A 25,579-nucleotide genomic window follows, 5' to 3' on the forward strand; every position below is an offset into this window, starting at 1 on the left:
GCATACCATAATTAATTTCTTCTCTTTGCAATAGGGATTCAGAGTGATAACTTCAGACAAAACTGAAAAGGAACTGGCACGATGAAAAACCTCATTGCTGAATTGCTGGTCAAGCTGGCACAAAAGGAAGAAGAGTCAAAAGAGCTGGTGGCTCAGGTCGAAGCGCTTGAAATTGTGGTCACCGCGCTGCTGCGACAAATGGCGAAAACCGATCAGCAGGCGTTGATTGAGAGCGTGGAAGGCGCGCTGGATAGCGTCAGGCCTGAATCGCAGGTACCGGTTGAGGATGCTGAGATGCTCCACCAGTACGTAAAGAAGCTGTTAAGGCATCCGCGCAGCTAAACCGTCACAGGACGTAACGACGTGTCATAGAATTGTCATGCAGGATGCCTATAGTCGCTCTGTTTTTATTTTTATGTATTTGTACATGGAGAAAATAAATTGAAACAGAGCGCACTTTTCATCGCATTACTTCCCCTGTTAATTACCCCTGCCATTTATGCTGATACGACGCAAACCAGCGTGCTGGATAATCGTGCGGCAAAAGGGGATATCACCCAGCCTGGCGGCGCGCGTCGTTTATCTGAAGATCAAACTGCTGCTATTCGCGCTTCGCTGAATGATAAGCCAGCGAAAAATATTATTCTGCTGATTGGCGATGGAATGGGGGATTCCGAAATCACGGCGGCGCGAAATTATGCCGAGGGTGCGGGCGGCTTTTTTAAAGGTATCGACGCATTACCGTTGACCGGACAATATACCCACTACGCGCTGGATAAAAAAACCGGTAAACCGGATTACGTAACGGACTCCGCGGCCTCTGCCACTGCGTGGTCCACCGGCGTGAAAACCTATAATGGTGCGCTGGGCGTGGATATTCACGAAAAAGATCATCAAACCCTTCTGGAGATGGCAAAAGCGGCGGGCCTGGCGACCGGCAACGTCTCCACCGCTGAACTTCAGGATGCGACGCCTGCGGCGCTGGTGGCACACGTGACCTCGCGTAAATGCTACGGCCCGTCAGCGACCAGCGAAAAATGCCCAACGAATGCGCTGGAAAAAGGCGGCAAAGGCTCGATTACGGAACAGTTGCTGAACGCGCGTCCTGACGTGACGCTGGGCGGCGGCGCGAAAACATTCGCGGAAACCGCAACGGCGGGCGAATGGCAGGGCAAAACGCTGCGCGAGCAGGCGCAGGCTCGCGGCTATCAGCTGGTGAGTGACGCAAATGCTCTGGCGGCGATAACCGAGGCGAACCAGGATAAACCGCTGCTGGGGCTGTTCTCTGACGGCAACATGCCCGTGCGCTGGGAAGGTCCAAAAGCCTCGTATCACGGCAATATCGATCAGCCTGCGGTGACCTGTGCGCCAAACCCGAAACGCACGGACAGCGTACCGACGCTGGCGGCGATGACCGATAAAGCGATTTCTCTGCTGAGCAAGAGCGAAAAAGGGTTCTTCCTGCAGGTAGAAGGCGCGTCGATCGATAAGCAGGATCATGCGGCAAATCCGTGCGGTCAGATTGGCGAAACCGTCGATCTGGACGAAGCGGTGCAGAAAGCGCTCGCGTTCGCGAAAAAAGACGGTAACACCCTGGTGATCGTCACCGCGGACCACGCGCACGCCAGCCAAATCATTCCGCCAGATACCAAAGCCCCTGGCCTGACGCAGGCGCTAAACACCAAAGATGGTGCCGTCATGGTGATGAGCTACGGCAACTCTGAAGAAGAGTCCATGGAGCACACGGGCACCCAGCTGCGTATTGCCGCCTACGGCCCGCACGCGGCCAACGTGGTAGGCCTGACCGATCAAACGGATCTGTTCTACACCATGAAGGCGGCGCTGGGCCTTAAATAATAAAATCCCGGCGGAAATCACATCTGCCGGGTGGTTTTTTTCCTGTCACGAACCAGACTTACAGGGAATGTTCACAAAAGGATGGTGCAATGAAAACAACATTACTGGTTACTCTGCTCTCCGGCCTGTTCCTGGTCGCATCGGCGAACGCGGAAGAGAAAACGTTAACGCCGCAGCAGCAGCGTATGACTACCTGTAATCAACAGGCGACGTCTCAGAGTCTTAAGGGCGATGCTCGTAAGACCTACATGAGCGACTGCCTCAAAAACGGCGCCTCGAAGCCGGCTGAAAAAAGCCTGACGCCTCAGCAGCAAAAGATGCGCGAGTGTAATGCCAAGGCAACCGAGCAGTCCCTTAAAGGGGATGACCGCAGCAAGTTCATGAGTGCCTGCCTGAAGAAAAAAGTGTAGTTCGAACGGGTGAGCGGCATCGGCGGCTCACCCGAAATTTCATACTTTCCCCGCAGACCCCCTCTCTATAATTTGGGAAAATGTTTCAGAATATTCCCAAAAATGATGAATGATGAAACGTATTACAACAAAAAGCGCATTCGGGAAGAGTGGAATTTAACCCTTTCTCAGGATGACCCTCACCGTGCCGGCATTCAGTTTGCCCGGCGGGTTCGGCTGGCGCGCGCCGTGGGGCTGGCAGCGATGTTTTTCCCGGTTGCGGGAATGCTGGTCACCCATTTTTTACCCGGAGGCTGGTGGCTTTTACTGGTCGGTTGGGCGTTCGTCTGGCCCCATTTCGCCTGGCAGTTATCCTGCCGGGCCGCGTCACCTCAACAGCAGGAAGTGTTCAATCTTAAGATCGATGCCATCATTGCCGGGCTCTGGATCGGCGTGATGGGGATGAGCGCGTTACCCTCGGCAGCGCTGGTGATGATGGTAGGTATGAATATGATGGGCTCCGGGGGCTGTCGCCTGTTTATCCCGGGGATCCTGTTGACTCTGCTCTCCGCGCTGGTGACGCTGCCGCTTGTCGGGAGCGTGGCTGTTTTCAGGCCCGACCCGGTAGAGTGGGGCCTAACGCTGCCCGTACTGGTGCTTTATCCCATGCTTTTTGCCTGGCTCAGCCACCGCACCGCCGTCAGGCTTGCAGAGCACAAGCAGCGGCTGGAAATGATGAGCACCCGTGACGGCATGACCGGGGTCTTTAATCGCCGCCACTGGGAAATGCTGCTGCGAAATGAATTTGAGCATTGCCGCCGCGACCACTGCACCGCCACGATTTTGCTGATTGATATCGACCACTTTAAAAACATCAACGACACCTGGGGGCACGCTGTCGGCGACGAGGCGATCATCGCCATTACGCGTCAGCTCCAGCGGTCAGTACGGTCTGGCGATGCTATAGGCCGGTTTGGTGGGGATGAGTTTGCGGTGATTATGTCGCAGACCGCGGCGGAAAGCGCCATCGCGGTGATGTCGCGGTTGCATGAGCGGCTGGAAAAACTGACGTTACCGTGCGCACCAAAAGAAGCGCTGCGCATCAGCGTAGGCGTTGCCCCCTGGGGGCCGCAGTTTGGACATTATCGGGAGTGGCTGAAGGCGGCTGACGTGGCGCTGTACAGGGCGAAAAATGCCGGGCGCGGCCGCACCGAAGTGGCCGCCTGACGCCCGGTCAGAAATCAGGATTTACTCAGCTTCTCTGATTTTTCCATGCATTTTACCATTGCCTCAATGACGGCCGAGCGGAACCCGCGCTCCTCCAGCACCCGCACCGCTTCAATGGTGGTACCGCCAGGGGAGCAGACCATATCTTTCAGCTCACCCGGGTGTTTACCGGTCTCCAGCACCATTTTGGCGGAGCCCATGACGGCCTGCGCGGCGAATTTATACGCCTGGGCGCGCGGCATTCCACCAAGAACGGCGGCATCGGCCATCGCTTCTAAAAACATGAAGACATACGCAGGGGCTGATCCACTGACGCCGACCACCGGATGGATCATCGATTCGGCAATCACTTCTGCTTCGCCGAAGCAGCGGAAAATGTTCAGTACATCAGCCACTTCTTCTGAGGTCACCAGCGCGTTAGGCGTGACGGAGGTCATGCCGGCGTTGACCAGCGAAGGGGTATTGGGCATCGCGCGGACGATTTTACGATCGTGACCCAGCGCGCGCGCCAGCTGATCGAGGGTGACGCCCGCGGCAATCGACACCACCAGCGTCTCTTTATTCAGGCTGGAGGTGATATCGCTCAGTACTTTGATCATGATGTTCGGCTTGACGGCGCCAAAGACGATATCGGCGACCTGGGCCACTTCCTGCGCGCTTTCGGCGGCGTTGATCCCGTACTGATCGCGCAACGCGGCGACCTTGTCCGGTGACGGGGTATAGACCCAAATCTGACCCGGCAGCACCTGCCCGCTGGCGATCAGGCCGCCCAGGATGGCTTTGCCCATGTTACCGCAGCCGATAAACCCGATTTTCTTGTCCATCACGATTCTCCGTCATTATGCGTTGTTTTCTCTGATTGATAGCTTAACAACGAAATGCAGGCGACAATAGTCGGCAGAGTTATTATGGGGAGACAATATGGCGATTTGGGTTGATGCGGACGCGTGTCCGAATGTGATTAAAGAGATTTTATTTCGCGCCGCCGAGCGCGTTCAGATGCCGCTGACGCTGGTGGCGAACCAGAATATTCGCGTACCGCCTTCGCGGTTCATCCGCTCTTTGCGCGTGCCGGCCGGGTTCGACGTGGCGGATAACGAAATTGTCCGCCTGTGCAGCGCGGAGGATCTGGTGATCACGGCGGATATTCCCCTGGCTGCCGAAGTGCTGGAAAAAGGGGCCGCGGCGCTCAATCCGCGCGGAGAGCGATACTCGCAGTCGACCATTCGCGAGAAGCTCACCATGCGCGATTTTATGGATACGATGCGGGCCAGCGGCGTGCAGACCGGGGGACCGGACAGCCTGTCACAGCGCGATCGTCAGCAGTTTGCTGCCGAACTGGATAAATGGCTGCTGGAAGTAAAGCGCCGCACAGCGTAATGATAATTATTGTCAATTTGTGGTACAGTGTGGCTTCCACAGGGTTGTCATCCCGTACCGCTTTGCAGTAAAGTAATCGCAACATCTTCTGCAATTATTTCTTTACACTCTTCAGCCATCCGGCATCAAGGGGAACACCTGGCTATGACCCAACCCATCTTTTTAGTTGGCCCCCGCGGCTGTGGGAAAACCACCGTTGGCCTGGAGCTGGCACGCGTGTGTCATCGCCAGTTTGTGGATACCGACCACTGGCTGCAAACCGAGGCCGGAAAAACCATCGCTGAGATTGTTGAGCAAGAGGGATGGGAGAGCTTTCGCGCGCGCGAAACGGCCGCGCTGAAAGCGGTCACCACCCCGTCTGCCGTGATCGCGACCGGGGGTGGCATTGTTCTGGCGGAGTGTAATCGTCACTTTATGCGCGAAAAGGGGATTGTGATCTACCTTAGCGCGCCGGTGTCGGCCCTGGTTGGGCGTCTGGAAGCCTTTCCGGAAGAGGGGCAACGCCCTGCGCTGACCTCCAGGCCGCTGAACGAAGAGGTGAGTGAAGTGCTGGCGGAACGCGATGCGTTATACCGCGAAGCGGCTCACCACGTGGTGGATGCGTCAGCCTCTCCCGAAGACGTTGTGATTCAGATTATTACCGCCCTGCGTTTGGCTTGTGCCAGCTAAGCGGCGTCTATACTTATAGCTCAGACATAAAAAAAGGATGAGCTATGCCAACCAGACCTCCCTATCCGCGTGAAGCGCGCATTGTTACCGTTGAAAAAGGCCATACGGGTCATACCGTGACCTGGTATCAACTGCGTGCCGATCACCCCAAGCCGGACTCGCTGATCAGTGAACACGAGACTGAACAGGAAGCGCTGGATGCGAAACGGCGCTATGAAGATCCCGACATAACCTGAATGTTTTCCTAAACGCTCCAGGATCGTGCCTGAATCACACTTTTTACTCATCGTGAAAGTTAAGCAGGAGTTAATATTTAGTTATTACAAGTAACTCTGGTATCGGCAGGCGATCTTTACATTTCGATGTCGGGATCACCTGCTACGCTTGGTGCTGTTTTGTTGAAAAAACGAACTGTGCAGCGTAGTGAGCCTGTACCTGTGTGCACGATGTTGAAGTAATGGAAGGCGATAAAGATGAAGGCAACGTTGGCGATCCTCACCATTGGTGTGGTCCCTGTAAGCGAAGTGTTACCGCTCTTAACCGAGCATGTATCTGAACAACAGATAACGCATCTTAGCCTGTTGGGGAAGATGAGTCGGGAAGAGGTCATGGAGGACTACGCTGTCGAGGCGGGGGAGGATCCCCTGGCGACGTTATTAAGTGACGGTAAACTGGCGCACGTTTCACGCCAGAAAATCGAGCGCTCGCTGCAGGGCGTGATAGAAGTGCTCGATAATCAAGGTTATGACGTTATTTTGCTGATGAGCACGGCTCCCATTAAGGGGCTGATGGCGCGCAATGCGATTTTACTGGAACCGATGCGGATCATTCCGCCGCTGGTGGCCTCCATCGTGGATGGTCATCAGGTGGGGGTGATTGTCCCCATCGAGGAACTCATGGATAACCAGGAGGCAAAATGGCACGTGCTGGAAAAAGTGCCTTTGTACGCACTGGCCAATCCGTTCTGGGACAGTGAGGCCAAACTCATTGCTGCCGGGAAGGAACTGCTGGAGAGAGGGGCCGATGTCCTGATTCTGGACTGCCTGGGTTTCCACCAGCATCATCGTGATTTACTGCAAAAAGCGCTGGATGTCCCGGTGCTGTTATCCAACGTTCTGATGGCTCGCCTGGCCTCGGAACTGCTCGTGTAATGATTTTGCGTGACAGGTGATGAGCATGGCCCCTATAGTGAATTTTTATCTAAAAATATAAGGGCCAGTTCATGCTTCAGAGTAACGAATACTTTTCCGGTAAAGTGAAATCCATTGGTTTTACCAGCAGCAGCACTGGCCGCGCCAGCGTTGGCGTAATGGCAGAAGGGGAATACACCTTTGGCACGGCGGAAGCGGAAGAAATGACGGTCGTCAGCGGTGCGCTGAACGTCCTGCTGCCGGGCGAAACGGAATGGAAAGTTTACGCTGCCGGGCAAGTTTTCAACGTCCCTGGCCACAGCGAATTTCATTTGCAGGTGGCTGAGCCCACCTCTTATCTGTGCCGCTACCTGAAATAAAAAATTAGCCGGGTGGCGCTAACGCTTACCCGGCCTACGTTTTGCCCGTTATCGCTGCGCTTCGCCGCCGAGACCTTCCACCAGATTCTGAATCAACGCGGCCAGCTCGCCGGTCATCAGGATGAAATCCGCGTCAAAACGCTGGGCGTAATCTTCTCTGTCGATATCTTCGTTCTGATCGCGCAGCTCGTCGCAGAACTTCAGACGCTTCACGGAGCCGTCGTCGCACATCACGAACTGGATGCGCTGCTGCCAGTCGAGCGCCAGCTTGGTGACCACTTTACCCGCTTCGATGTGTACGGCGATCTCGTCGCTGACCAGATCCTGCTTCTTCGCGCGGATCACGCCGCCATCTTCCAGCAGGGCTTTCAGCTCGGCTTCATCAAGGATCTGGAAGCCCTGGGCCGCAGCGCCGCTGCGTACCCATTCGGTCAGCGTCAGCTCGATCGGCGTTTCCAGCGCCAGCGGAACGACCGGTAAAGATCCGATGCTTTTGCGCAGCAGGGCCAGCGTATCTTCTGCTTTCTTGGCGCTGGCGCAGTCCACCATGATCAGCCCGTTGACGGTGTCGATCCACATCATGGTCTGGCTGAAGCGGCTAAAGGCGCGCGGCAGCAGGGAGTGCAGTACTTCGTCCTTCAGCGAATCTTTTTCGGTTTTTTTCAGCTTGCGGCCCTGTTCGGCTTCCAGCTTAAAAATTTTCGCCTCGAGCGCCTGCTTAACCACCGGCGTCGGCAGGATTTTCTCTTCTTTACGGGCACAGACGATAATTTGACCCGTGCTGCTGGCGTGGGTCAGTGCATCGCTTTGTGAACCCATTGGCGGAACCCAACCGGTTTTTGCCATATCCTGGCTACCGCAAGGGGAAAAGGTATAAGCGGCTAACTGTTTTTCCATCTCTTCTGCACGCAGCGAAACGTCGCGGCTGAGACGGTAAACCATCAAATTTTTGAACCACAGCATGATAATTTCCACGGCCTTGTCGTTAAATCAGCGGGCATGATAACGAATTGTCGCATCGCTTGCATTGCTAATCGGGATGCGTGCTTCTACTCTGTTGATAATCAAAATAATGAGGAGAGTCTTGTGCGTATTGGGATCGATTTGGGCGGCACCAAAACAGAAGTCATCGCGCTGAGCGAGCAGGGGCAGCAGCTGTTTCGCCATCGTCTGCCAACGCCGCGCGATGATTATCGCCAGACTATCGAGACGATTGCCCAACTGGTTGAGATGGCCGAGCAGGCGACAGGGCAAACCGGGAGCGTAGGGATGGGGATCCCGGGGTCGATCTCGCCGTATACCGGCGTGGTTAAAAATGCCAACTCCACCTGGCTCAACGGTCAGCCGTTCGATAAAGATTTGAGCCAACGTCTGAACCGGGAAGTGCGTCTGGCCAACGACGCTAACTGTCTGGCGGTCTCCGAGGCCATCGACGGCGCGGCGGCAGGTGCCCAGACCGTATTTGCCGTGATCGTCGGTACCGGCTGCGGTGCGGGCGTGGCGTTTGGCGGACGCGCCCATATCGGCGGTAACGGCACCGCGGGCGAGTGGGGGCACAACCCGCTGCCGTGGATGGATGAAGACGAGCTTAAATACCGCGCTGAAGTGCCGTGCTACTGCGGAAAGCAGGGCTGTATTGAGACGTTTATCTCCGGTACCGGTTTTGCGACCGACTACCACCGCCTGAGCGGCCAGCCGCTCAAGGGTAATGAGATCATGCGTCTGGTCGAAGCGCAGGATCCGGTGGCGGAGCTGGCGCTGAGCCGCTACGAAATGCGGCTGGCGAAATCGCTGGCCCACGTGGTGAATATTCTCGATCCGGACGTGATTGTGCTCGGCGGCGGCATGAGCAACGTCGACCGGCTGTACGCCACGGTACCGAACCTGGTGAAACAGTGGGTTTTCGGCGGCGAGTGTGAAACCCCGATCCGCAAAGCTGTCCACGGTGACTCCAGCGGCGTGCGCGGCGCGGCGTGGCTGTGGCCGGAATAAAAGCAAATAGTGTTTATTCCCTCTCCCTGTGGGAGAGGGCAAGGGTGAGGGGCACCAGAACGCACCGTTCCACCCTTCACCCCACCGCAAATTCCTTATCCAGCCTGCTATACCCCAGCCCGTTAATTTTCTTCACCTTGATCTGCACCGGAATACGCTCTTTCATCGCCTCTACGTGGCTGATCACGCCGATGGTTTTCCCGGTGGCGTTTAGTGCGTCGAGCGCATCCAGCGCCGTATCCAGCGTCTCACTGTCGAGCGTGCCGAACCCTTCATCCAGGAACAGGGAATCGATCCGCGTTTTATGACTCACCAGATCGGAAAGCGCCAGCGCCAGCGCCAGGCTGACCAGGAAGCTCTCGCCGCCTGAGAGCGTGCGGGTATCGCGAACCGCATCCGCCTGCCACGTATCCACCACTTCCAGCTCCAGCGCGTCGCTGGCCTTACGCTGCAATAAATAACGCCCGTGTAAACGGTTAAGCTGCTGGTTAGCAAGCCAGACAAGATTGTCCAGCGTCAGCCCCTGGGCGAACTTGCGGAACTTGTCGCCGGTGCTCGAGCCGATCAGCGCGTTCAGGTACCCCCAGTCGTCTGCCTGGCGCGCGGCCTCTTCAATTTCCTGCATCAACGCCAGCTGATGCTGCCGGTTATCGCTGTCCTGCTTAAGCTGCTGACGGAACTCACCCTGATGCGTGGTGTTCTCGCGCAGCCGTTGCGCCAGCTGCTGCAGCTGGCTTTGCAGCGCAGGAGCATCTTCGTTGAGCCCTTCCGGCCGCAGCGCCAGATGAGACTGCAGCTGTTGGTTCGCCTGATCGCAAAGGGCCGCGGCCTGCTGTATCTGGTTTTCCAGCGACTGCTTTCGCTGTTCGAGGTGGCGAATGGCATCGTCATCCAGCAGGGCGGCAAGAAACGCGTCCCGATCGGCAAAGCAGCTCGCCGAGAGCGCCGCGCTGAACTGCGTCTGCGACTGCTGCAGTCGCTCTTGCTCCAGCTTTTCCTGCTGCTGCTGCGCGGTGAGCTGGCTTTGCAGCGACACGCATTCGTCGTGGACGTCGCGCCAGTGGTCAGGAATGGCCGGTTCGGCGTCTTCGCTGTTCGTTTCCGGTAGCGCGTCGAGCAGCGGCTTCAGGGCGTTTATGCGTTCCTGAAGCACGCCGTGCTGCGCTTGCTTCTCCTGCCACTGCGCGAATTCAGCTTCACGGGCCTGAAGCCAGGCGGCTTCCTGACCCTCTTCAGGTGCGTTAAGTGAGAGCGCGAGCAGGGCATGTTCTAGCGCCTGGCGCGTGGCCGCCAGCTGCTGCTGATACTGCCGCTCCTGCGCTTCCTGTTCGTTCAGCTGGTTCTGCAGGGTCAGCCGCTGGCTGAGCTGATAAAGCTGGCGCTCGTACTGTTCCTGTTCGTTCAGCCATGGCGCGATATCATCCTGAATATTCAATGAAATGTTCAGGGACGTGCAGGCCGCCATCCACTCTTTAGTGAGCGCTTGCTCTTCCTGAGAAAGCGTCTGCGCGTCGTCTGTTTCACGCTGGATCTGCTGAGTCAGGGCATTGACCTGTCCCAGCACCAGCAGGCCTTCCTCTTTAAGGGCGGCGACCTCTTTTTCCAGGGCATCACGGCGGCGCTGGTTATCCGTCAGCTCAAGCGACTGATATTGCTCAACGGCCGGATGTTCGCAGGAACCGCACAGCGGACAGGGTTTACCCGCCTCAAGCTGCGAACGGTAATGCTCCAGCTTCTTGATTGTTGCTTCGGTCTCGCACAGGGCTTTCAGGTCGAGATAGTGCTGGTTTTTTTCTTTGTACTGCTGGCGGCGCAGCGTCAGCGTTTCATTGAGTTTATTTTGTTCGGCCTGCGCCTTCTGCACGCTTTCACCGCTCTGGCGCAGGCGCTTTTGCAGCGGCTGATAGCGGGCATGCAGCGACGTCAGCTGCTGGCGCAGCGTGCGTGACCGGGACTGCTGCTCCATGGCCACGCTGACTTCGTCCGCCGTTAGCGTCAGCGCATTTTCCGGCATCTCAGCCAGCTTGTTGCGTAATTCACCTATCCGCGCCGCAAGCGAGGCTAACTGCGTTTTATCGCGGTTAAGCTGCGAGAACTGGGCACGCCATCCGGCGATCTCCTGCCCCAGCAGGCGATAACGCTCGTGCTCCGCCAGCCACTGCGCCAGCGACGTCAGTTCGGTATGTAGCTGCTCGTGGTTACGCAGTGCAGAGTTGCGGATCCGCGCGCGCAGTGCGGTTTTGGCTTGTAAGCGAGTATTTACTTCGATAATACGCTGCTGCGTTTGCGTCAGGCGTGCGGTTTGTTCCTGCTGATGCTCCCAAAGCGGTCGAAGCTGGGCGGCGGGCAGAGCAAGCTGGAGTTTTGCCAGCTCAGGTGCTGCGTCCGCCAGCGCCTGTTGCGCATGCTGCTGGAGCGCGTTGACGCGCTGTTGCTCTCTTACGAGCTCTTCATGGCGCGTAAGCCACTGAAAATCTTTCTGTTGGCTTTGCTGCTGTTCCAGCAGGATTTTCTCTTCGTCAGTAAGTGCCTGCAAACTTTGCTGTAACTGCTGCTGTTGCTCTTCACTCAACAGCACGACGCCCGCCGCCTGCGCCTCGCACTTTTCAAGCACGCTGCGGGCGGCTTTGTGTTTTTCAAACACCATGGCGGAAATCTGGCCGTAGATCTCGGTGCCGGTCAGCTCTTCCAGCAGCTCGGCACGATCGCTCGGTTTGGCGTTGAGGAAGGCAGCAAATTGCCCCTGTGAGAGCAGCATCGAGCGGGTAAAGCGGCCATAGTCCAGCCCGGTGAGCGCGGCGGTTTGCTCCAGTTTATCCGTCACTTTGTCGGCCAGGATTTTGCCATCTTCGCAGCGCGCCAGCTCAACGCGCGGTGCCTGCAGGTTCCCGTCAGGCTGGTTGCGCGCCCGGTTCTGGCTCCAGAAGGCGCGGTAGGCGATGCCTTTTACCTCGAACTCCACTTCCGCCAGGCACTCGGCGGTGTCGCGCGTCATCAGATCGTTTTGCGCCTGGGAGACCTTATTCAGGCGCGGCGTTTCGTGATAAAGCGCCAGACAGATGGCGTCGAGCAGGGTAGTTTTACCTGCCCCGGTCGCGCCGGTGATGGCAAACAGCCCGTTGCTGGCAAACGGCTCAGCGGTAAAGTCAATTTTCCACTCGCCCTTGAGGGAGTTGATATTTTTCAGGCGCAGGCTCAGAATTTTCACGCGTTTTCTTCCTCATCATTGAGCGCATGCAGGGTATGGCTGAACAGTTCGCTGAGTCTTGCGCGCTTCGTGTCGTCGATTTCCTCCTGCGAGAGCCTGCGTTCAAACACCTCTTCAACCCGAAGCTCACTGAGCGTTTCGCGTTGAGCGCTTAACAGAATTTTCTCGCGCTGCTCGCGGCTGCGGCGCACCAGTAACACCTCTACCGGCAAGTCTTCGGTCAGTGCCTGGATTTTTCGCTGCATATCGTGCAGGTAGTCGTCGGTGGTGATTTCGATATCCAGCCAGACGGGGGGATCTTGCTCGACGCCGCGCCACTGCTCCAACTGGGTGGAAATGGCGTCGAGATCGCCCTTCAGCACCGCCAGCGGCTGGGTGACGGGCACCTCCAGCGTCTCGACGGCGCTGAGTTTGCCCTCGCTAAAACTCACCAGATGCACGGATTTGGCTTTGCCCGTTTCGTCGAAGCTGAGCGAAACAGGTGAGCCACAGTAGCGGATATGCTCGCAGCCGCCGATGACCTGAGCGCGGTGGATGTGGCCTAGCGCGATGTAGTCGGCTGGCGGGAAGTTTTGCGCCGGAAAGGCATCCAGCGTGCCGATATAGATGTCACGCACGGCGTCACTTTTACTGGCCCCGACCGTGGTGAGATGCCCGGTTGCAATCACCGGAATCGGCTGGTCACCCCGCAGTGCACAGGCTTCGGCGTGCTGCTGGTGGTAATAGTCGGTGATGGCCTGTAATAAATGCTGCTGCTTTTCCGCACCCGACAGCCCCGCCTGGCTTTGCACGATGTCGCGCGGACGTAAAAACGGTATCGGACACAGCACCGCCCCCGGCGACCCGTCGCGTTTTTTCAGGATCTGCGGGGCGTGCCCGGCGCTGGCGACGACGGTGGTATTGAGAAACGCCAGGATGTCGCGGGATTCATTCAGCGTTGCGACGGAATCGTGGTTGCCGGCGACAATCACCAGATGACACCCTGTTTGCTGTAAATTCACCACGAAGCGGTTGTACAGCTCGCGCGCGTAGCTCGGCGGCGAGCCGGTATCAAAAATATCTCCCGCCACGATAATCGCGTCCACCTCATGCGTCCGGGCCGTTTCCAGCAGCCAGTTCAGGAACGCTTCATGTTCAGCCGCACGGCTTTTGCTGTAAAAATTTTGACCCAGATGCCAGTCCGAGGTGTGTAGTATGCGCATAGCTGATCCGTGGCAAAAAAGAGAAAGCAGGATTATAAACGTTCAGAGAAGGGAAAATAACCGCTGTAATAAAACAACAGTTTGCCATTTATAGTGGTACTGTTTTTCATAAATCTGTCATAAATCTGACGCATAATGGCGCCGAATTACAAACTTGTAACGTAAATAAGATAAGACAGGGCAAAGTATGGCGAGACGTATTCTGGTCGTAGAAGATGAAGCTCCAATTCGTGAAATGGTGTGCTTCGTGCTCGAGCAAAACGGCTTCCAGCCGGTTGAAGCGGAAGATTATGACAGCGCAGTGAACCAGCTGAATGAACCCTGGCCCGATCTGATTCTGCTGGACTGGATGTTGCCCGGCGGCTCCGGACTGCAGTTTATCAAACACCTGAAGCGTGAAGCGCTGACCCGCGATATCCCGGTTGTGATGCTCACGGCGCGCGGAGAAGAAGAGGATCGCGTGCGCGGTCTGGAGACCGGTGCGGACGATTACATTACTAAACCGTTCTCCCCAAAAGAGCTGGTGGCTCGCATTAAAGCCGTGATGCGCCGTATTTCACCGATGGCGGTGGAAGAGGTGATCGAAATGCAGGGGCTGAGCCTTGATCCTACTTCTCACCGCGTGATGACCGGTGAGAATCCCCTCGACATGGGGCCTACCGAATTTAAACTCCTGCACTTCTTTATGACCCACCCGGAACGCGTTTACAGCCGCGAGCAGTTGCTGAATAACGTCTGGGGAACTAACGTGTATGTCGAAGACCGGACAGTTGACGTACATATCCGCCGCCTGCGAAAAGCGCTGGAACTGAGCGGCCACGATCGCATGGTGCAGACGGTCCGCGGCACGGGTTATCGTTTTTCTACCCGTTTCTGAACAATGACAGGAGTGTGACGCGTGCTGGAACGTCTGTCATGGAAAAGGCTCGTCTTTGAACTGATCTTATGCTGTATTCCGGCCTTCATTCTGGGGGCCTTTCTTGGACACCTGCCGTGGTTTCTGTTGGCGTCGGTCACCGGGCTGCTCATCTGGCATTTCTGGAACCTGCTGCGCCTCTCCTGGTGGCTGTGGGTTGACCGAAGCATGACGCCGCCGCCGGGAAGCGGCAGCTGGGAGCCGCTGCTTTACGGTCTGCATCAAATGCAGATGCGTAATAAAAAGCGTCGCCGCGAGCTGGGAAGCCTGATTAAGCGTTTTCGCAGCGGTGCAGAGTCGCTGCCGGATGCCGTGATCCTGACCACCGAAGAAGGGACGATCTTCTGGTGTAACGGCCTGGCGCAGCAGCTGCTGGGCCTGCGCTGGCCGGATGACAATGGCCAGAATATCCTCAACCTTCTGCGTTATCCCGAGTTCACGCTGTATCTGAAAAAGCGTGATTTCACCCGTCCGCACAATCTTAAGCTCAATAATGGCCGCCATCTGGAAATACGCGTGATGCCCTACAGCGATAAGCAGTGGCTGATGGTGGCGCGCGATGTTACCCAGATGCACCAGCTGGAAGGGGCGCGTCGCAACTTCTTCGCCAACGTCAGCCACGAACTGCGAACCCCGTTGACCGTGCTGCAGGGCTACCTGGAGATGATGCAGGAGCAAACGCTGGAAGGTGCGCCGCGTGAAAAAGCGCTCCACACCATGCGTGAGCAAACGCACCGGATGGAAGGGCTGGTGAAGCAGCTGCTGACGCTCTCGAAGATTGAAGCGGCGCCAACGCTCGCGCTGAATGACACCATTGATGTCCCGATGATGCTGCGGGTCGTGGAGCGTGAAGCGCAGACGTTAAGCCACAAAAAGCATCACCTGACCTTTGACGTCGACAACACGCTGAAGGTGCTGGGCAGCGAAGATGAGCTGCGCAGCGCCATTTCCAACCTGGTGTATAACGCGGTGAATCATACGCCGGAGGGGACGGATATCGTGGTGCGCTGGCACCATACCCCAACGGGGGCCGAGTTTAGCGTGGAGGACAACGGGCCGGGGATTGCGCCGGAGCATATTCCGCGTCTGACCGAGCGCTTTTACCGTGTGGATAAAGCGCGATCCCGCCAGACAGGCGGAAGCGGCCTGGGGCTGGCAATTGTGAAACACGCGGTCAATCACCATGAAAGCCGTCTCGATATTCAGAGTACCCTGGGTAAAGGAACCCGCTTCAGTTTCGTTATTCCGGAACGATTAATTGCCAAAAAGACCGCCTGACGGCGGGCGTGTCATTTTACCTTTCCACGGGTCAGCCATCGCTGGCCCGTTTGCTTTGCAGTCAAGCGAAACGCGGATGAATTTTATACGGCTGGCTGTTTTTTGTTCGCATGATTAGCCATGGGTTTTTCTTATAAACAGCGTATTATGCTGGTGCGTATTTTCATGCTGGCATATTGTTCTGGTTTTACGATCCCACCTTGCCTTTAAACGTTATAAGCGTTTAAATTGCGCCCCAGATACTGTTAGACCGACTGTATTTGCGTGGTAAATCGAAAAACTATTCTTCTCCACGCCAGGACGGGAGCATTTCCCGCTGAAATTGAGCAAATTTTCGGCTGTATCGTCCCGTGAGGGATATCGAAAATCTCAATGTTTTCAACACCACATCCACAGGCAGTAAGGTTTTATGACCCATCACTTAAAATCGCGTGACATCATCGCGCTGGGCTTTATGACATTTGCGCTGTTCGTTGGCGCAGGCAACATCATTTTCCCTCCAATGGTTGGCTTACAGGCGGGTGAACACGTCTGGACCGCCGCGTTTGGTTTCCTGATTACTGCCGTGGGTCTGCCGGTGCTGACCGTCATCGCGCTGGCGAAAGTCGGCGGCGGTGTGGATAGCCTCAGCACCCCGATTGGCAAAGTGGCGGGCGTTCTGCTGGCAACCGTCTGCTATCTCGCCGTTGGCCCGCTGTTTGCGACCCCGCGTACGGCAACCGTGTCCTTCGAAGTGGGTATTGCTCCCCTGACCGGTGACGGCGCGATGCCGCTGTTTATCTACAGCCTGATCTACTTCGCGATCGTGATTCTGGTTTCCCTCTATCCGGGCAAGCTGCTGGATACCGTGGGTAACTTCCTGGCTCCGCTGAAAATTGTGGCGCTGATTGTTCTGGCGGTAGCGGCCATCGTCTGGCCCGCCGGCCCGATTAGCGACGCGATGGACGCCTATAAAAATGCCGCGTTCTCTAACGGCTTCGTGAACGGCTACCTGACGATGGATACGCTAGGCGCGATGGTGTTTGGTATCGTTATCGTTAACGCCGCGCGTTCCCGCGGTGTGACCGAAGCGCGTCTGCTGACCCGCTACACCATCTGGGCTGGCCTGATGGCCGGTGTGGGGCTGACCCTGCTGTATCTGGCGCTGTTCCGTCTGGGTTCCGATAGCGCCATGCTGGTTGAACAGAACGCCAACGGTGCGGCTATCCTGCACGCCTACGTGCAGCACACCTTCGGCGGTGCGGGCAGTATGCTGCTGGCAGCGCTGATCTTCCTGGCCTGTCTGGTTACCGCGGTTGGCCTGACCTGCGCCTGCGCAGAGTTCTTTGCACAGTATCTGCCGCTTTCTTACCGCACCCTGGTGTTTATCCTCGGTATCTTCTCCATGGCGGTGTCTAACCTCGGTCTGAGCCACCTGATTCAGGTCTCTATTCCGGTGTTGACGGCGATTTATCCGCCGTGCATCGTACTGGTAGTGCTGAGCTTTACTCGTCCGTGGTGGAACAACTCTTCACGAATTATTGCGCCAGCCATGTTTATCAGCCTGATTTTTGGTATCCTTGACGGGATTAAAGCATCAGCTTTCGCGCACATACTGCCGGCATGGACACAGCGTCTGCCGCTGTCCGAGCAGGGTCTGGCCTGGTTGATGCCTACCGTTGTTGCACTGGTTCTGGCGATTATCTGGGACCGTGCTGCAGGGCGTCAGGTCGCATCGAACGCTCATTAATCAACGGCAACAAACTGTTTAACCACGGGGCTTAAGGCCCCGTGGTTTTTTGTTTTTTTCGTGTTGAATGGCAAGATTTAAATGGAAAGCACTAACAAACTTAAACGTGGATTGAGCACGCGCCACATCCGCTTTATGGCGCTGGGCTCTGCTATCGGCACCGGTCTTTTTTATGGCTCGGCAGATGCCATCAAAATGGCCGGTCCCAGCGTTCTGCTGGCGTACATTATCGGCGGCGTGGCGGCGTATATCATCATGCGCGCCCTCGGCGAAATGTCGGTTCACAACCCCTCCGCCAGCTCATTCTCCCGCTACGCGCAGGAAAACCTCGGCCCGCTGGCCGGGTTTATCACCGGCTGGACCTACTGCTTCGAAATCCTGATTGTGGCGATTGCCGACGTGACGGCGTTTGGCATCTACATGGGCGTCTGGTTCCCGGCGGTGCCGCACTGGATTTGGGTACTGAGCGTGGTGCTGATCATTTGCGCCGTCAACCTGATGAGCGTGAAGGTGTTCGGCGAGCTGGAGTTCTGGTTCTCCTTCTTCAAGGTCGCGACCATCATCATCATGATTGTGGCCGGTTTCGGGATTATCATCTGGGGGATTGGCAACGGCGGGCAGCCGACCGGTATTCACAATCTCTGGAGCAACGGCGGCTTCTTCAGCAACGGCTGGCTCGGGATGGTGATGTCGCTGCAGATGGTGATGTTCGCCTACGGCGGTATCGAGATTATCGGTATCACCGCCGGGGAAGCGAAAGATCCGGAGAAATCCATTCCGCGCGCCATCAACTCTGTGCCGATGCGTATTCTGGTGTTCTACGTGGGTACGCTGTTCGTGATTATGTCCATCTACCCGTGGAACCAGGTAGGCACCAACGGTAGCCCGTTTGTCCTGACCTTCCAGCATATGGGCATTGCGTTTGCGGCCAGCATTCTGAACTTTGTGGTGCTGACCGCGTCGCTTTCGGCGATTAACAGTGACGTCTTTGGCGTAGGCCGTATGCTGCACGGCATGGCGGAGCAGGGCAGTGCGCCGAAGGTATTCGCCAAAACCTCACGCCGCGGCACGCCGTGGGTAACCGTTGTGGTGATGACCGTAGCGCTGCTGTTCTCGGTTTACCTGAACTACATCATGCCGGAGAACGTCTTCCTGGTGATTGCGTCCCTGGCGACCTTCGCAACCGTCTGGGTGTGGATCATGATCCTGCTGTCGCAGATTGCGTTCCGCCGCCGCCTGTCGCCTGAAGAGGCGAAAGCGCTGAAGTTCAAAGTCCCGGGCGGCGTCGCAACGACCGTCGTGGGGCTGATCTTCCTGGTGTTTATCATTGGCCTGATTGGCTACCATCCGGACACCCGCATTTCACTGTACGTGGGCTGCGCGTGGATTGTGCTGCTGCTGGTGGGCTGGGTGTTTAAATGCCGCCGCGACCGTCAGCTGGCGGAAGCGCAGTAATCTTTTTTTCGCCCTCTCCTTGTGGGAGAGGGTTGGGGTGAGGGCATCAGGCTGCACTGGTGCCTCCTCCCCCGTCCTCCTCCCCCAATAAATCCCATCATGGTGAGCTATCCTTAACCACCCTGTGGCAAGGTGACGTCAATTTCATCAAAGGGGATTCGTGATGTTAAACGCCTGGCACCTTCCGGTTGCCCCATTTGTTAAGCAAAACAAAGACAACCTGGTGATTACGCTCTGGCTGGCGGGTGAAAACCAGCCTGAACGCGTGACGCTCCGCGCCGAAATCGATAACGAAGAGACCGGGTTGAAAATGCACAAGCTGCGCAGCCAGCCGCAGCCGGGTATTACCGCCTGGCGGGTGAATATCGACCTGCGCAGCGGGCAGCCTCGCCGCCGCTACAGCTTTAAGCTTTTGTGGAACAACCGCCAGCTGTGGTTTACCCCGCAGGGGTTTAGCCGTTTCCCGCCTGCACGGCTGGAGCAGTTTGCGGTCGATTATCCAGATAACGGCCCGCAGTGGGTTAACGATCAGGTCTTTTACCAGATTTTCCCGGACCGTTTTGCGCGCAGCGAAAAGCGCACTGCCGACCAGGATAAGATCTATCACCACCATGCGGCGGGTCATGACATTATTCTGAAAGCGTGGGACGAGCCGTTAACCGCGCAGGCGGGCGGATCGACCTTCTACGGCGGCGATCTCGACGGCATCAGCGAAAAGCTGCCGTACCTGAAAAAACTCGGCGTGACGGCGTTGTATCTCAACCCGGTATTTAAAGCCCCGAGCGTACACAAGTACGATACCGAAGATTATCGCCACGTTGACGCGCAGTTTGGCGGTGACGAGGCGCTGCTGCGCCTGCGTAAGAACACCCAAAACGAAGGCATGCGCCTGATTCTGGACGGCGTGTTCAACCACAGCGGAGATTCGCATACGTGGTTTGACCGGCATAACCAGTCGATGGGCGGGGCGTGTCATAACCCGGACTCGCCGCAGCGCGACTGGTACAGCTTTAACGAGGAGGGGCGTGCGCTGGACTGGCTGGGCTACCCGAGCCTGCCGAAGCTGGATTTCCAGTCGCCGTCTCTGGTTAACGAGATTTACGGCGGGGAAGACAGCATCGTGCGCCACTGGCTGAAGGCACCATGGAATATGGACGGCTGGCGCCTGGACGTGGTGCATATGCTCGGTGAAGCGGGCGGAGCGCGGAATAACCTTCAGCACGTCGCCGGGATCACGTGCTCGGCGAAAGCGGCTCAGCCGGAGGCGTTCGTCTTTGGCGAGCACTTTGGCGACGCGCGCCAGTGGCTGCAGAACGATGCGGAAGATGCGGCGATGAACTATCGCGGCTTTACCTTCCCGCTGTGGGGATTCCTCGCCAACACCGATATCTCCTACGATCCGAATCATATCGATGCTGAAACCTGCATGGCGTGGATGGAGAACTATCGCGCTGGTCTGTCGCATCAGCAGCAGCTGCGGATGTTTAACCAGCTCGATAGTCACGACACCGCGCGCTTTAAATCCCTGCTCGGCAAGGATGTCGCGCGTCTGCCGCTGGCGGTGACCTGGCTCTTCACCTGGCCGGGCGTGCCGTGTATCTACTACGGAGACGAGGTGGGGCTGGACGGCAACAACGATCCGTTCTGCCGCAAAACTTTCCCGTGGGAGCCAGCGAAACAGGACAAGGTGCTGTTCAGCCTGTATCAGCGCCTGGCGAAGCTGCGTAAGCAGAGTCTCGCCCTGCGCTATGGCGGCTGTCAGGTGGTGTACGCCCACGATAACGTGGTGGTGTTTGCTCGCATCTATAACCAGCAGCGCGTGCTGGTGGCGATCAACCGGGGCGAGGCCTGCGAAGTGGTGCTGGATGATTCGCCGCTGCTGAAGGTGGCGGCGTGGAAGAGTAAAGAGGGCAAGGCCACGATTCAGGACGGCGTGCTGGCGCTGCCTGCGATATCCGCGACGATCTGGTTCGGTAGCTAATGCGCTAATGTTTCCACCTTTTAAGATGGCGCAAATGCAACGATTTGTGTCAATCTTAACAGATCGTTTACGGTGAAGGTGGAAACATGGACGAGCTTTACATCCTTGGCTGTTTATTCCTGGTTTTTGCGCTGCTGGTTGCGCCCGTGCTTGCGGTTATCGGGTTTAATCGAAGTACGGCAGCGCGGCAGGAGATAGCCCTGCTGCGCCAGCGCATTGAGGCGCTTGAGCAGCGCGGCGTGTCTGAGAACGCGCCGGAACCGGTGCAGACCGCCGCGCCGGAGGCTGTTACCGCGCCGATAGTGGAGGAAGCTCCCGCGGCTGTTGACCCCTGGCGCCCCGATATTTCCGCTGCCGTGGCAGAACCCGCTCTGGCGCCTGCGCCAGCGGCAAAACAGCCTTCAGCCTTTGGCGGCATCCTGACGTCGCTTGCGCGCTGGTTCATGCAGGGCAATCCGCTGGCGAAGCTTGGCATTCTGCTGCTCTTCCTCGGCCTCTCTTTTCTGCTGCGCTATACCGTCGAACATTCCCTGTTCCCGCTTGAGCTGCGCCTCGTGGCAACGGCGCTGTTTGCCGTTGTTCTGCTGGCGATTGGGTGGCGGGTGCGGCACAGGCAGCGCGTCTATGCGCTGATCCTCCAGGGCGGGGCGACCGGCGTGCTCTACCTGACGGTGTTTGGTGCATTCCGGCTCTGGCAAATGTTGCCGATGACGCTGGCCTTTACGCTGCTGGTGGTGATTTGCGCGGCGAGCGTCGGGCTGGCGGTGCTGCAGAAGGCGCTGAGTCTTGCCATGCTGGCGAGCCTTGGCGGATATCTCGCGCCGCTGCTCTTATCTACCGGGGGCGGCAGCTTTGTCGCGCTGTTCTCTTTCTATCTTCTGCTGTCCATCGGCATTCTCGCGATCAGCATCTGGCAGCACTGGCGCGAGCTGAACCTGCTCGGGCTGCTGTTTACGTTCGGCGTGGGCGGCCTGTGGGGGCTGAATGACTACCAGCCTGAAGACTATTGGATCTGCCAGCTGTTCCTGATTGCCAATACGCTGATATTCGGCGTGCTGAGCGTGGCGCTGTCGCTGCGGGCGCAGGAGAAAGGGAAGCAGATTATCGACGGCGTGCTGCTGTTTGCCCCGCCGCTGGTTGGTTTTGGAATGCAGTACGGCATGACGCAGCACTGGGACTATGGCCCGGCGCTGAGTGCCCTCGGATATGGTGCTTTTTATCTTACCCTCGCGTTCCTCGCGCTGCGTCGCTACCCCTCCCTCGGACGACCGCTGGTCATGGCGGCGCTGGCGATCGGCGGCGGGTTCGCCACGCTCGCCATTCCGCTGGCGCTGTCGGCTCGCTGGACGGCGATGGCCTGGGCGCTTGAGGGGCTGGGGATTCTCTGGCTGGGCGTGCAGCAGCATCAGCGTCGCATGAGCTATAGCGGGACGGCGCTGCTGCTGCTGGCGCTCGGCAGCGCGCTGTGGGCACAAACGGACGGTGTTACGGCGCTGAGCCTGTTCCTCATCTTCGCCATCCTCAGCCTTTGCTGGCTGGCTGCGGCCTGGCTGTGGCGGACTCTCTTCCTGCCGGTCAGCTGGGCGCTGCTGGCAGGCGGGCTGCTGTTCTGGATAGTGGCGCAGCTGGGCGCGTCGCAGCTGGTACTGACGAAGGAATTACCGATTCTGGCGGGCGTGCTGACGCTGACGGCGGCGTCGGTCTGGGGCTGGCGGCAGGTGGCTGCTAGCCTGACGTGGCGGGAGCTGGACGCCAGCAAATGGCTGCTGTGGCCGGTTATGCTGCTGATGGTGGGTTATCAGCTCTGGCATCAGCAGATCGTTACCGCCGGCTGGTCAAATCTGGCCTGGTGCGTTGCGCTTCCTGCCGCGCTAATGCTGTTGCGGCGCGATGGTGAAAGACTCCTGCCGCGTATCGCGATGGGGCTGCATTTGTCGCTGTTCTTGATGATTTTGCTGGCGCTGGCCGCGGAGCTTTACTGGTTTGCCCGGTCTCTGCCGTGGGGAATGGCGGCCTGGGGAAGCGGATTAGCGATGGCCGCAGGTGGCGGGATTATTATGGCACTTTCTGCAGCCGTACGGCGTCGCGTGTGGCCGTTCCGGGAGTGGCCTGCGCTCTATGCGTGTCTGGCACCGATCCCTGTCGTCGTGGCGCTGCTGGTATTGCTGGTGGTGACCAATTTCCAGGACGGCGTGGTCTATCGTCAGACCTGGCTGCCGCTGGTGAACCCGCTCGAGGAAGGTGCTGCGTTCGCGTTGCTGGGGCTGGTGGTCTTTTATCGGGGGGTGGATCGCTACTACCCGTCATGGCTTGCGCAAGCGCGCCCGTGGCCTGCCGTCGCGATTATGGCGTTTGGCTTCTGGTGGCTAAACGGTGTGCTGATGCGCGCCCTGGCCTGGTTTGGCGACGTGGCCTGGAATATGGCATCGCTGTGGGATTCGCGGCTTATCCAGACAAGCTTTGCCCTGTTCTGGATGTTGAGCGCGCTGGTGGTCATGATCCATGCCACCCGCAAGGCTTCCCGGCAGGAGTGGCTTTGCGGTGCCGCGCTGCTGGGTGTGGTGATGGTGAAACTGATGCTGGTGGACAGCGCGGGCGGAGGCGGTCTGTCGCGCGCGGTGGCGTTTATCGGCGTGGCGATACTGGTACTGATAGTGGGCTATTTCTCGCCGCTACCGCCAAAAACAGGAGATGAAAAATGAAATGGATGAAAGCGGTTGCGTGTACCGCGCTGCTGGCGCTTTCCGGCCCGGCGTTCTGCGACGAAGTACCAACGGAATCGCCCCGTGACTATGCCTTTGGTCGTTCACTCGACACGTCCGTTCCTTCCCGGTGGTATCGGGTAATGCTGCCGCTTGCCGTCTATGAGCAAAGCACGTCGCCGGATCTGCACGATGTCCGCGTCTTTAACCAGTCGGGTGAGCCGGTTCCCTTTAGCCTGATCGCCGCGACGCGCCCGCAGGCGACAGCGCAATCCACGGCGCTGCGCCTCTTTCCGCTTGACGCCTCGCCGCTCGCGGCTGGCTCAGACGCCGGTGACAGCGATAAGATCCGGCTCCGTTCCCGAAACGGCATTGAGATTGTGCTGGAGGGGCAAAAAGCCGCCGCCGTCGGGCAACATTACCTGCTGACCCTGCCGGAGCAGACGACGGGTGAACTGGCTATATCCCAGCTGCAGCTCCTCTGGAATACCCATGAGACGCCGTGGCAGGGAACGGCGTCGGTCTATTACAGCGAGGATCTCAAGCGGTGGTATACCCTGCGCGAGGATATGCCGCTGCTGGACGTCGTCAGCGGTCAGGATCGTCTTAAGCTCGATCGGCTCGATACCGATACGGTTTTATCTCCCGATGCGAATCGCTATCTCATGGTGGTGCTGAATACGCAGAGCCAGGGGGTAACGTTGACCGGCGTAAACGCAATCAGCGCACCTGCCCAGGCGGCCCCGGAAGAGATTAGTCTTGAAGGGGAAGGTGAGCAGCTATCGACAAGTGAAGCTCAGTGGCGCTGGGCGCGCCCGCAGCCGCTGAGTGCTGTCAGCATCTCGCTGAACGGCGATGGCGTTCTTCCCGTGGAGATCGCGTGGCGCAGTACGGAAAAAGAGGCATGGCATCCCCTGAAGAAAGAGGTGATTTACCGTCTGGAGGGGAAAACGTCCGGACCGGTTTCGCTTAGCGGGGGCCTGGTGCAGGCAGTGAAAATCACGACGCTGAATGCGCGTCTGCCAGAATACCTGCCAAGCGTTACGGGGCATCGCGACCGCTATGATCTTGTGTTCAACGCGCAGGGGAAAGCGCCGTACGTTCTCGCATGGGGCAACGGTGCCGCAAAGCCTGCTAGCGTGGAGCCTGACATGCTGATCCCAGCCGACCTGCGCAAGACCTATGATATGGCGAACCTGCCGCAGGCCGATATTGTGGATGATGTCGCGTTGGGCGGCGAGGGGCGGCTGAACGCTACCTCTGCAGCTGAGCGGGCGAGCTGGATGAACGCCCTGCTGGTATGGGGCGTACTGATTGCGGGCGTGATCCTGCTGGCGGGCATGGCCTGGCGCATCTGGCGAGAGACGCAGCGTAAGGCATAAAAAAAGGCCCGCTTAAGCGGGCCTTTTTCGTAAACCGTGCCGATTACAGGCTGGATACGTTCTCAGACAGGTATTTAGCTACGCCGTCTGGGGAAGCCGCCATACCTTCTTTACCTTTTTCCCACTGAGCCGGGCACACTTCGCCGTGCTCTTCGTGGAACTGCAGCGCGTCAACCATGCGCAGCATTTCGTCGATGTTACGACCCAGCGGCAGATCGTTCACAACCTGGTGGCGAACGATGCCGTTCGCGTCGATCAGGAAGGAACCGCGCAGCGCAACGCCAGCGTCCGGATGTTCGATACCGTAAGCCTGCTGGATTTCGCGTTTGATGTCCGCAACCATTGCGTATTTCACCGCACCGATGCCGCCTTTGTCGACAGGGGTGTTACGCCATGCGTTGTGTACAAACTCAGAGTCGAAGGAGACGCCAACAACTTCCACGCCACGCTTCTGGAATTCTTCATAACGTTTGTCGAACGCGATCAGCTCAGACGGGCAAACGAAAGTGAAGTCCATTGGCCAGAAGAACAGAACGGTCGCTTTACCGTTGGTGTGCTGTTTGAAGTTGAAGTTTTCAACGATTTCACCGTTGCCCAGAACTGCTGCAGCTGTAAAATCCGGAGCCGGACGAGTTACCAGAACCATATGATTCTCCTGTAGATACTAAGGTTATTTGGAACGCAACGCGAGCAAGTATAGAG

The 25,579-nt window shown here is 57.7% G+C and carries 22 protein-coding genes; 17 read left to right on the forward strand and 5 right to left on the reverse strand.

Going from position 1 to position 25,579, the window contains the following annotated elements; genetic code table 11:
- The first annotated feature begins 81 nt into the window (after positions 1–81).
- The 4 genes from iraP (at position 82) to adrA (ending at position 3,473) form a co-directional block, all read left to right on the forward strand.
- Positions 82–342, forward strand: a complete 261-nt coding sequence (gene iraP / locus ACWYRJ_RS10025) for an anti-adapter protein IraP (protein WP_024906786.1) — start codon at positions 82–84, stop codon at positions 340–342.
- Positions 343–441: 99 nt separating this feature from the next.
- Positions 442–1,857 carry an alkaline phosphatase gene (phoA, locus tag ACWYRJ_RS10030; RefSeq protein ID WP_455507811.1) on the forward strand — a complete coding sequence of 472 codons (1,416 nt, stop codon included), beginning with the start codon at positions 442–444 and terminating at the stop codon, positions 1,855–1,857.
- Positions 1,858–1,946: 89 nt separating this feature from the next.
- Entirely contained in the window at positions 1,947–2,267 is a 321-nt protein-coding gene (gene psiF / locus ACWYRJ_RS10035; protein ID WP_008503278.1) for a phosphate starvation-inducible protein PsiF, read from the forward strand.
- A 102-nt stretch (positions 2,268–2,369) separates the two neighbouring features.
- Entirely contained in the window at positions 2,370–3,473 is a 1,104-nt protein-coding gene (gene adrA, locus ACWYRJ_RS10040; protein WP_111963441.1) for a diguanylate cyclase AdrA, read from the forward strand.
- A 14-nt stretch (positions 3,474–3,487) separates the two neighbouring features.
- Here adrA and proC read toward each other — a convergent pair whose 3' ends face one another.
- Complete coding sequence (proC, locus tag ACWYRJ_RS10045; RefSeq protein WP_455507812.1) at positions 3,488–4,297, reverse strand: pyrroline-5-carboxylate reductase; 810 nt, start codon at positions 4,295–4,297, stop codon at positions 3,488–3,490.
- Between the two features lie 97 nt (positions 4,298–4,394).
- Here proC and ACWYRJ_RS10050 point away from each other — a divergent pair, with 97 nt between their 5' ends.
- The 5 genes from ACWYRJ_RS10050 to ppnP all read left to right on the forward strand — a co-directional run bounded on the left by ACWYRJ_RS10050 (position 4,395) and on the right by ppnP (position 7,032).
- Positions 4,395–4,853 carry a YaiI/YqxD family protein gene (locus tag ACWYRJ_RS10050; protein WP_455507813.1) on the forward strand — a complete coding sequence of 153 codons (459 nt, stop codon included), beginning with the start codon at positions 4,395–4,397 and terminating at the stop codon, positions 4,851–4,853.
- Positions 4,854–4,997: 144 nt separating this feature from the next.
- Positions 4,998–5,522: a shikimate kinase AroL gene (gene aroL / locus ACWYRJ_RS10055; RefSeq protein ID WP_032639634.1), complete on the forward strand. Its 525-nt coding sequence runs from the start codon at positions 4,998–5,000 to the stop codon at positions 5,520–5,522.
- A gap of 44 nt (positions 5,523–5,566) precedes the next feature.
- Positions 5,567–5,758, forward strand: coding sequence for a protein YaiA (gene yaiA, locus ACWYRJ_RS10060; RefSeq protein WP_023334675.1), 192 nt, complete (start codon positions 5,567–5,569; stop codon positions 5,756–5,758).
- Between the two features lie 237 nt (positions 5,759–5,995).
- A complete protein-coding gene (locus tag ACWYRJ_RS10065; protein ID WP_111963439.1) occupies positions 5,996–6,673 on the forward strand; it encodes an AroM family protein in 678 nt (225 codons plus the stop codon).
- Between the two features lie 71 nt (positions 6,674–6,744).
- Positions 6,745–7,032 (forward strand): pyrimidine/purine nucleoside phosphorylase, encoded by a 288-nt coding sequence (gene ppnP / locus ACWYRJ_RS10070; protein WP_008503270.1) that lies wholly within the window; start codon positions 6,745–6,747, stop codon positions 7,030–7,032.
- 48 nt (positions 7,033–7,080) lie between these two features.
- Here ppnP and rdgC read toward each other — a convergent pair whose 3' ends face one another.
- Positions 7,081–7,995 carry a recombination-associated protein RdgC gene (gene rdgC, locus ACWYRJ_RS10075; RefSeq protein WP_023310540.1) on the reverse strand — a complete coding sequence of 305 codons (915 nt, stop codon included), beginning with the start codon at positions 7,993–7,995 and terminating at the stop codon, positions 7,081–7,083.
- 123 nt (positions 7,996–8,118) lie between these two features.
- Between rdgC and mak the strand changes: the two genes are divergently transcribed.
- Complete coding sequence (gene mak, locus ACWYRJ_RS10080) at positions 8,119–9,024, forward strand: fructokinase (RefSeq protein WP_111963438.1); 906 nt, start codon at positions 8,119–8,121, stop codon at positions 9,022–9,024.
- Between the two features lie 76 nt (positions 9,025–9,100).
- On the opposite strand, the gene sbcC is transcribed toward mak, so the two are convergent.
- Positions 9,101–12,232, reverse strand: coding sequence for an exonuclease subunit SbcC (gene sbcC, locus ACWYRJ_RS10085; RefSeq protein ID WP_455507814.1), 3,132 nt, complete (start codon positions 12,230–12,232; stop codon positions 9,101–9,103).
- The gene (sbcD, locus tag ACWYRJ_RS10090) at positions 12,229–13,434 is read right to left on the reverse strand and encodes an exonuclease subunit SbcD (protein ID WP_149366129.1); all 1,206 of its coding nucleotides are present in this window, start codon (positions 13,432–13,434) and stop codon (positions 12,229–12,231) included. The genes sbcC and sbcD overlap by 4 nt, the downstream gene beginning before the upstream one ends.
- Before the next feature lie 187 nt (positions 13,435–13,621).
- Between sbcD and phoB the strand changes: the two genes are divergently transcribed.
- From phoB to ACWYRJ_RS10125, 7 genes are all read left to right on the forward strand, one after another.
- Positions 13,622–14,311: a phosphate response regulator transcription factor PhoB gene (gene phoB / locus ACWYRJ_RS10095; protein ID WP_008503265.1), complete on the forward strand. Its 690-nt coding sequence runs from the start codon at positions 13,622–13,624 to the stop codon at positions 14,309–14,311.
- Positions 14,312–14,332: 21 nt separating this feature from the next.
- Positions 14,333–15,628 carry a phosphate regulon sensor histidine kinase PhoR gene (phoR, locus tag ACWYRJ_RS10100; RefSeq protein WP_249575800.1) on the forward strand — a complete coding sequence of 432 codons (1,296 nt, stop codon included), beginning with the start codon at positions 14,333–14,335 and terminating at the stop codon, positions 15,626–15,628.
- A gap of 409 nt (positions 15,629–16,037) precedes the next feature.
- Positions 16,038–17,357: a branched-chain amino acid transporter carrier protein BrnQ gene (gene brnQ / locus ACWYRJ_RS10105; protein WP_111963434.1), complete on the forward strand. Its 1,320-nt coding sequence runs from the start codon at positions 16,038–16,040 to the stop codon at positions 17,355–17,357.
- Between the two features lie 81 nt (positions 17,358–17,438).
- A complete protein-coding gene (proY, locus tag ACWYRJ_RS10110; RefSeq protein WP_111963433.1) occupies positions 17,439–18,812 on the forward strand; it encodes a proline-specific permease ProY in 1,374 nt (457 codons plus the stop codon).
- A 163-nt stretch (positions 18,813–18,975) separates the two neighbouring features.
- Positions 18,976–20,793 carry a maltodextrin glucosidase gene (gene malZ / locus ACWYRJ_RS10115; RefSeq protein ID WP_455507815.1) on the forward strand — a complete coding sequence of 606 codons (1,818 nt, stop codon included), beginning with the start codon at positions 18,976–18,978 and terminating at the stop codon, positions 20,791–20,793.
- A gap of 86 nt (positions 20,794–20,879) precedes the next feature.
- Positions 20,880–23,495, forward strand: a complete 2,616-nt coding sequence (locus tag ACWYRJ_RS10120) for a DUF2339 domain-containing protein (protein ID WP_455507816.1) — start codon at positions 20,880–20,882, stop codon at positions 23,493–23,495.
- Positions 23,492–24,877: a DUF3999 domain-containing protein gene (locus ACWYRJ_RS10125; RefSeq protein ID WP_455507817.1), complete on the forward strand. Its 1,386-nt coding sequence runs from the start codon at positions 23,492–23,494 to the stop codon at positions 24,875–24,877. The genes ACWYRJ_RS10120 and ACWYRJ_RS10125 overlap by 4 nt, the downstream gene beginning before the upstream one ends.
- A 43-nt stretch (positions 24,878–24,920) precedes the next feature.
- Here the strand turns inward: ACWYRJ_RS10125 and ACWYRJ_RS10130 are convergent, their stop codons facing one another.
- The gene (locus ACWYRJ_RS10130) at positions 24,921–25,523 is read right to left on the reverse strand and encodes a peroxiredoxin (RefSeq protein ID WP_008503347.1); all 603 of its coding nucleotides are present in this window, start codon (positions 25,521–25,523) and stop codon (positions 24,921–24,923) included.
- Positions 25,524–25,579 lie beyond the last annotated feature (56 nt).

This window comes from Enterobacter sp. (assembly GCF_977039595.1).

Bases quoted from the DNA above. Each gene is read 5' to 3' on its own strand.
- ppnP (WP_008503270.1), top strand. From the start codon at position 6,745: ATGCTTCAGAGTAACGAATACTTTTCCGGTAAAGTGAAATCCATTGGT.
- proC (WP_455507812.1), bottom strand. From the start codon at position 4,297: ATGGACAAGAAAATCGGGTTTATCGGCTGCGGTAACATGGGCAAAGCC.
- ACWYRJ_RS10125 (WP_455507817.1), top strand. From the start codon at position 23,492: ATGAAATGGATGAAAGCGGTTGCGTGTACCGCGCTGCTGGCGCTTTCC.
- adrA (WP_111963441.1), top strand. From the start codon at position 2,370: ATGATGAATGATGAAACGTATTACAACAAAAAGCGCATTCGGGAAGAG.
- phoB (WP_008503265.1), top strand. From the start codon at position 13,622: ATGGCGAGACGTATTCTGGTCGTAGAAGATGAAGCTCCAATTCGTGAA.
- ACWYRJ_RS10065 (WP_111963439.1), top strand. From the start codon at position 5,996: ATGAAGGCAACGTTGGCGATCCTCACCATTGGTGTGGTCCCTGTAAGC.
- yaiA (WP_023334675.1), top strand. From the start codon at position 5,567: ATGCCAACCAGACCTCCCTATCCGCGTGAAGCGCGCATTGTTACCGTT.
- malZ (WP_455507815.1), top strand. From the start codon at position 18,976: ATGTTAAACGCCTGGCACCTTCCGGTTGCCCCATTTGTTAAGCAAAAC.
- psiF (WP_008503278.1), top strand. From the start codon at position 1,947: ATGAAAACAACATTACTGGTTACTCTGCTCTCCGGCCTGTTCCTGGTC.
- ACWYRJ_RS10120 (WP_455507816.1), top strand. From the start codon at position 20,880: ATGGACGAGCTTTACATCCTTGGCTGTTTATTCCTGGTTTTTGCGCTG.
- rdgC (WP_023310540.1), bottom strand. From the start codon at position 7,995: ATGCTGTGGTTCAAAAATTTGATGGTTTACCGTCTCAGCCGCGACGTT.
- brnQ (WP_111963434.1), top strand. From the start codon at position 16,038: ATGACCCATCACTTAAAATCGCGTGACATCATCGCGCTGGGCTTTATG.
- iraP (WP_024906786.1), top strand. From the start codon at position 82: ATGAAAAACCTCATTGCTGAATTGCTGGTCAAGCTGGCACAAAAGGAA.
- aroL (WP_032639634.1), top strand. From the start codon at position 4,998: ATGACCCAACCCATCTTTTTAGTTGGCCCCCGCGGCTGTGGGAAAACC.
- ACWYRJ_RS10050 (WP_455507813.1), top strand. From the start codon at position 4,395: ATGGCGATTTGGGTTGATGCGGACGCGTGTCCGAATGTGATTAAAGAG.
- sbcD (WP_149366129.1), bottom strand. From the start codon at position 13,434: ATGCGCATACTACACACCTCGGACTGGCATCTGGGTCAAAATTTTTAC.
- proY (WP_111963433.1), top strand. From the start codon at position 17,439: ATGGAAAGCACTAACAAACTTAAACGTGGATTGAGCACGCGCCACATC.
- ACWYRJ_RS10130 (WP_008503347.1), bottom strand. From the start codon at position 25,523: ATGGTTCTGGTAACTCGTCCGGCTCCGGATTTTACAGCTGCAGCAGTT.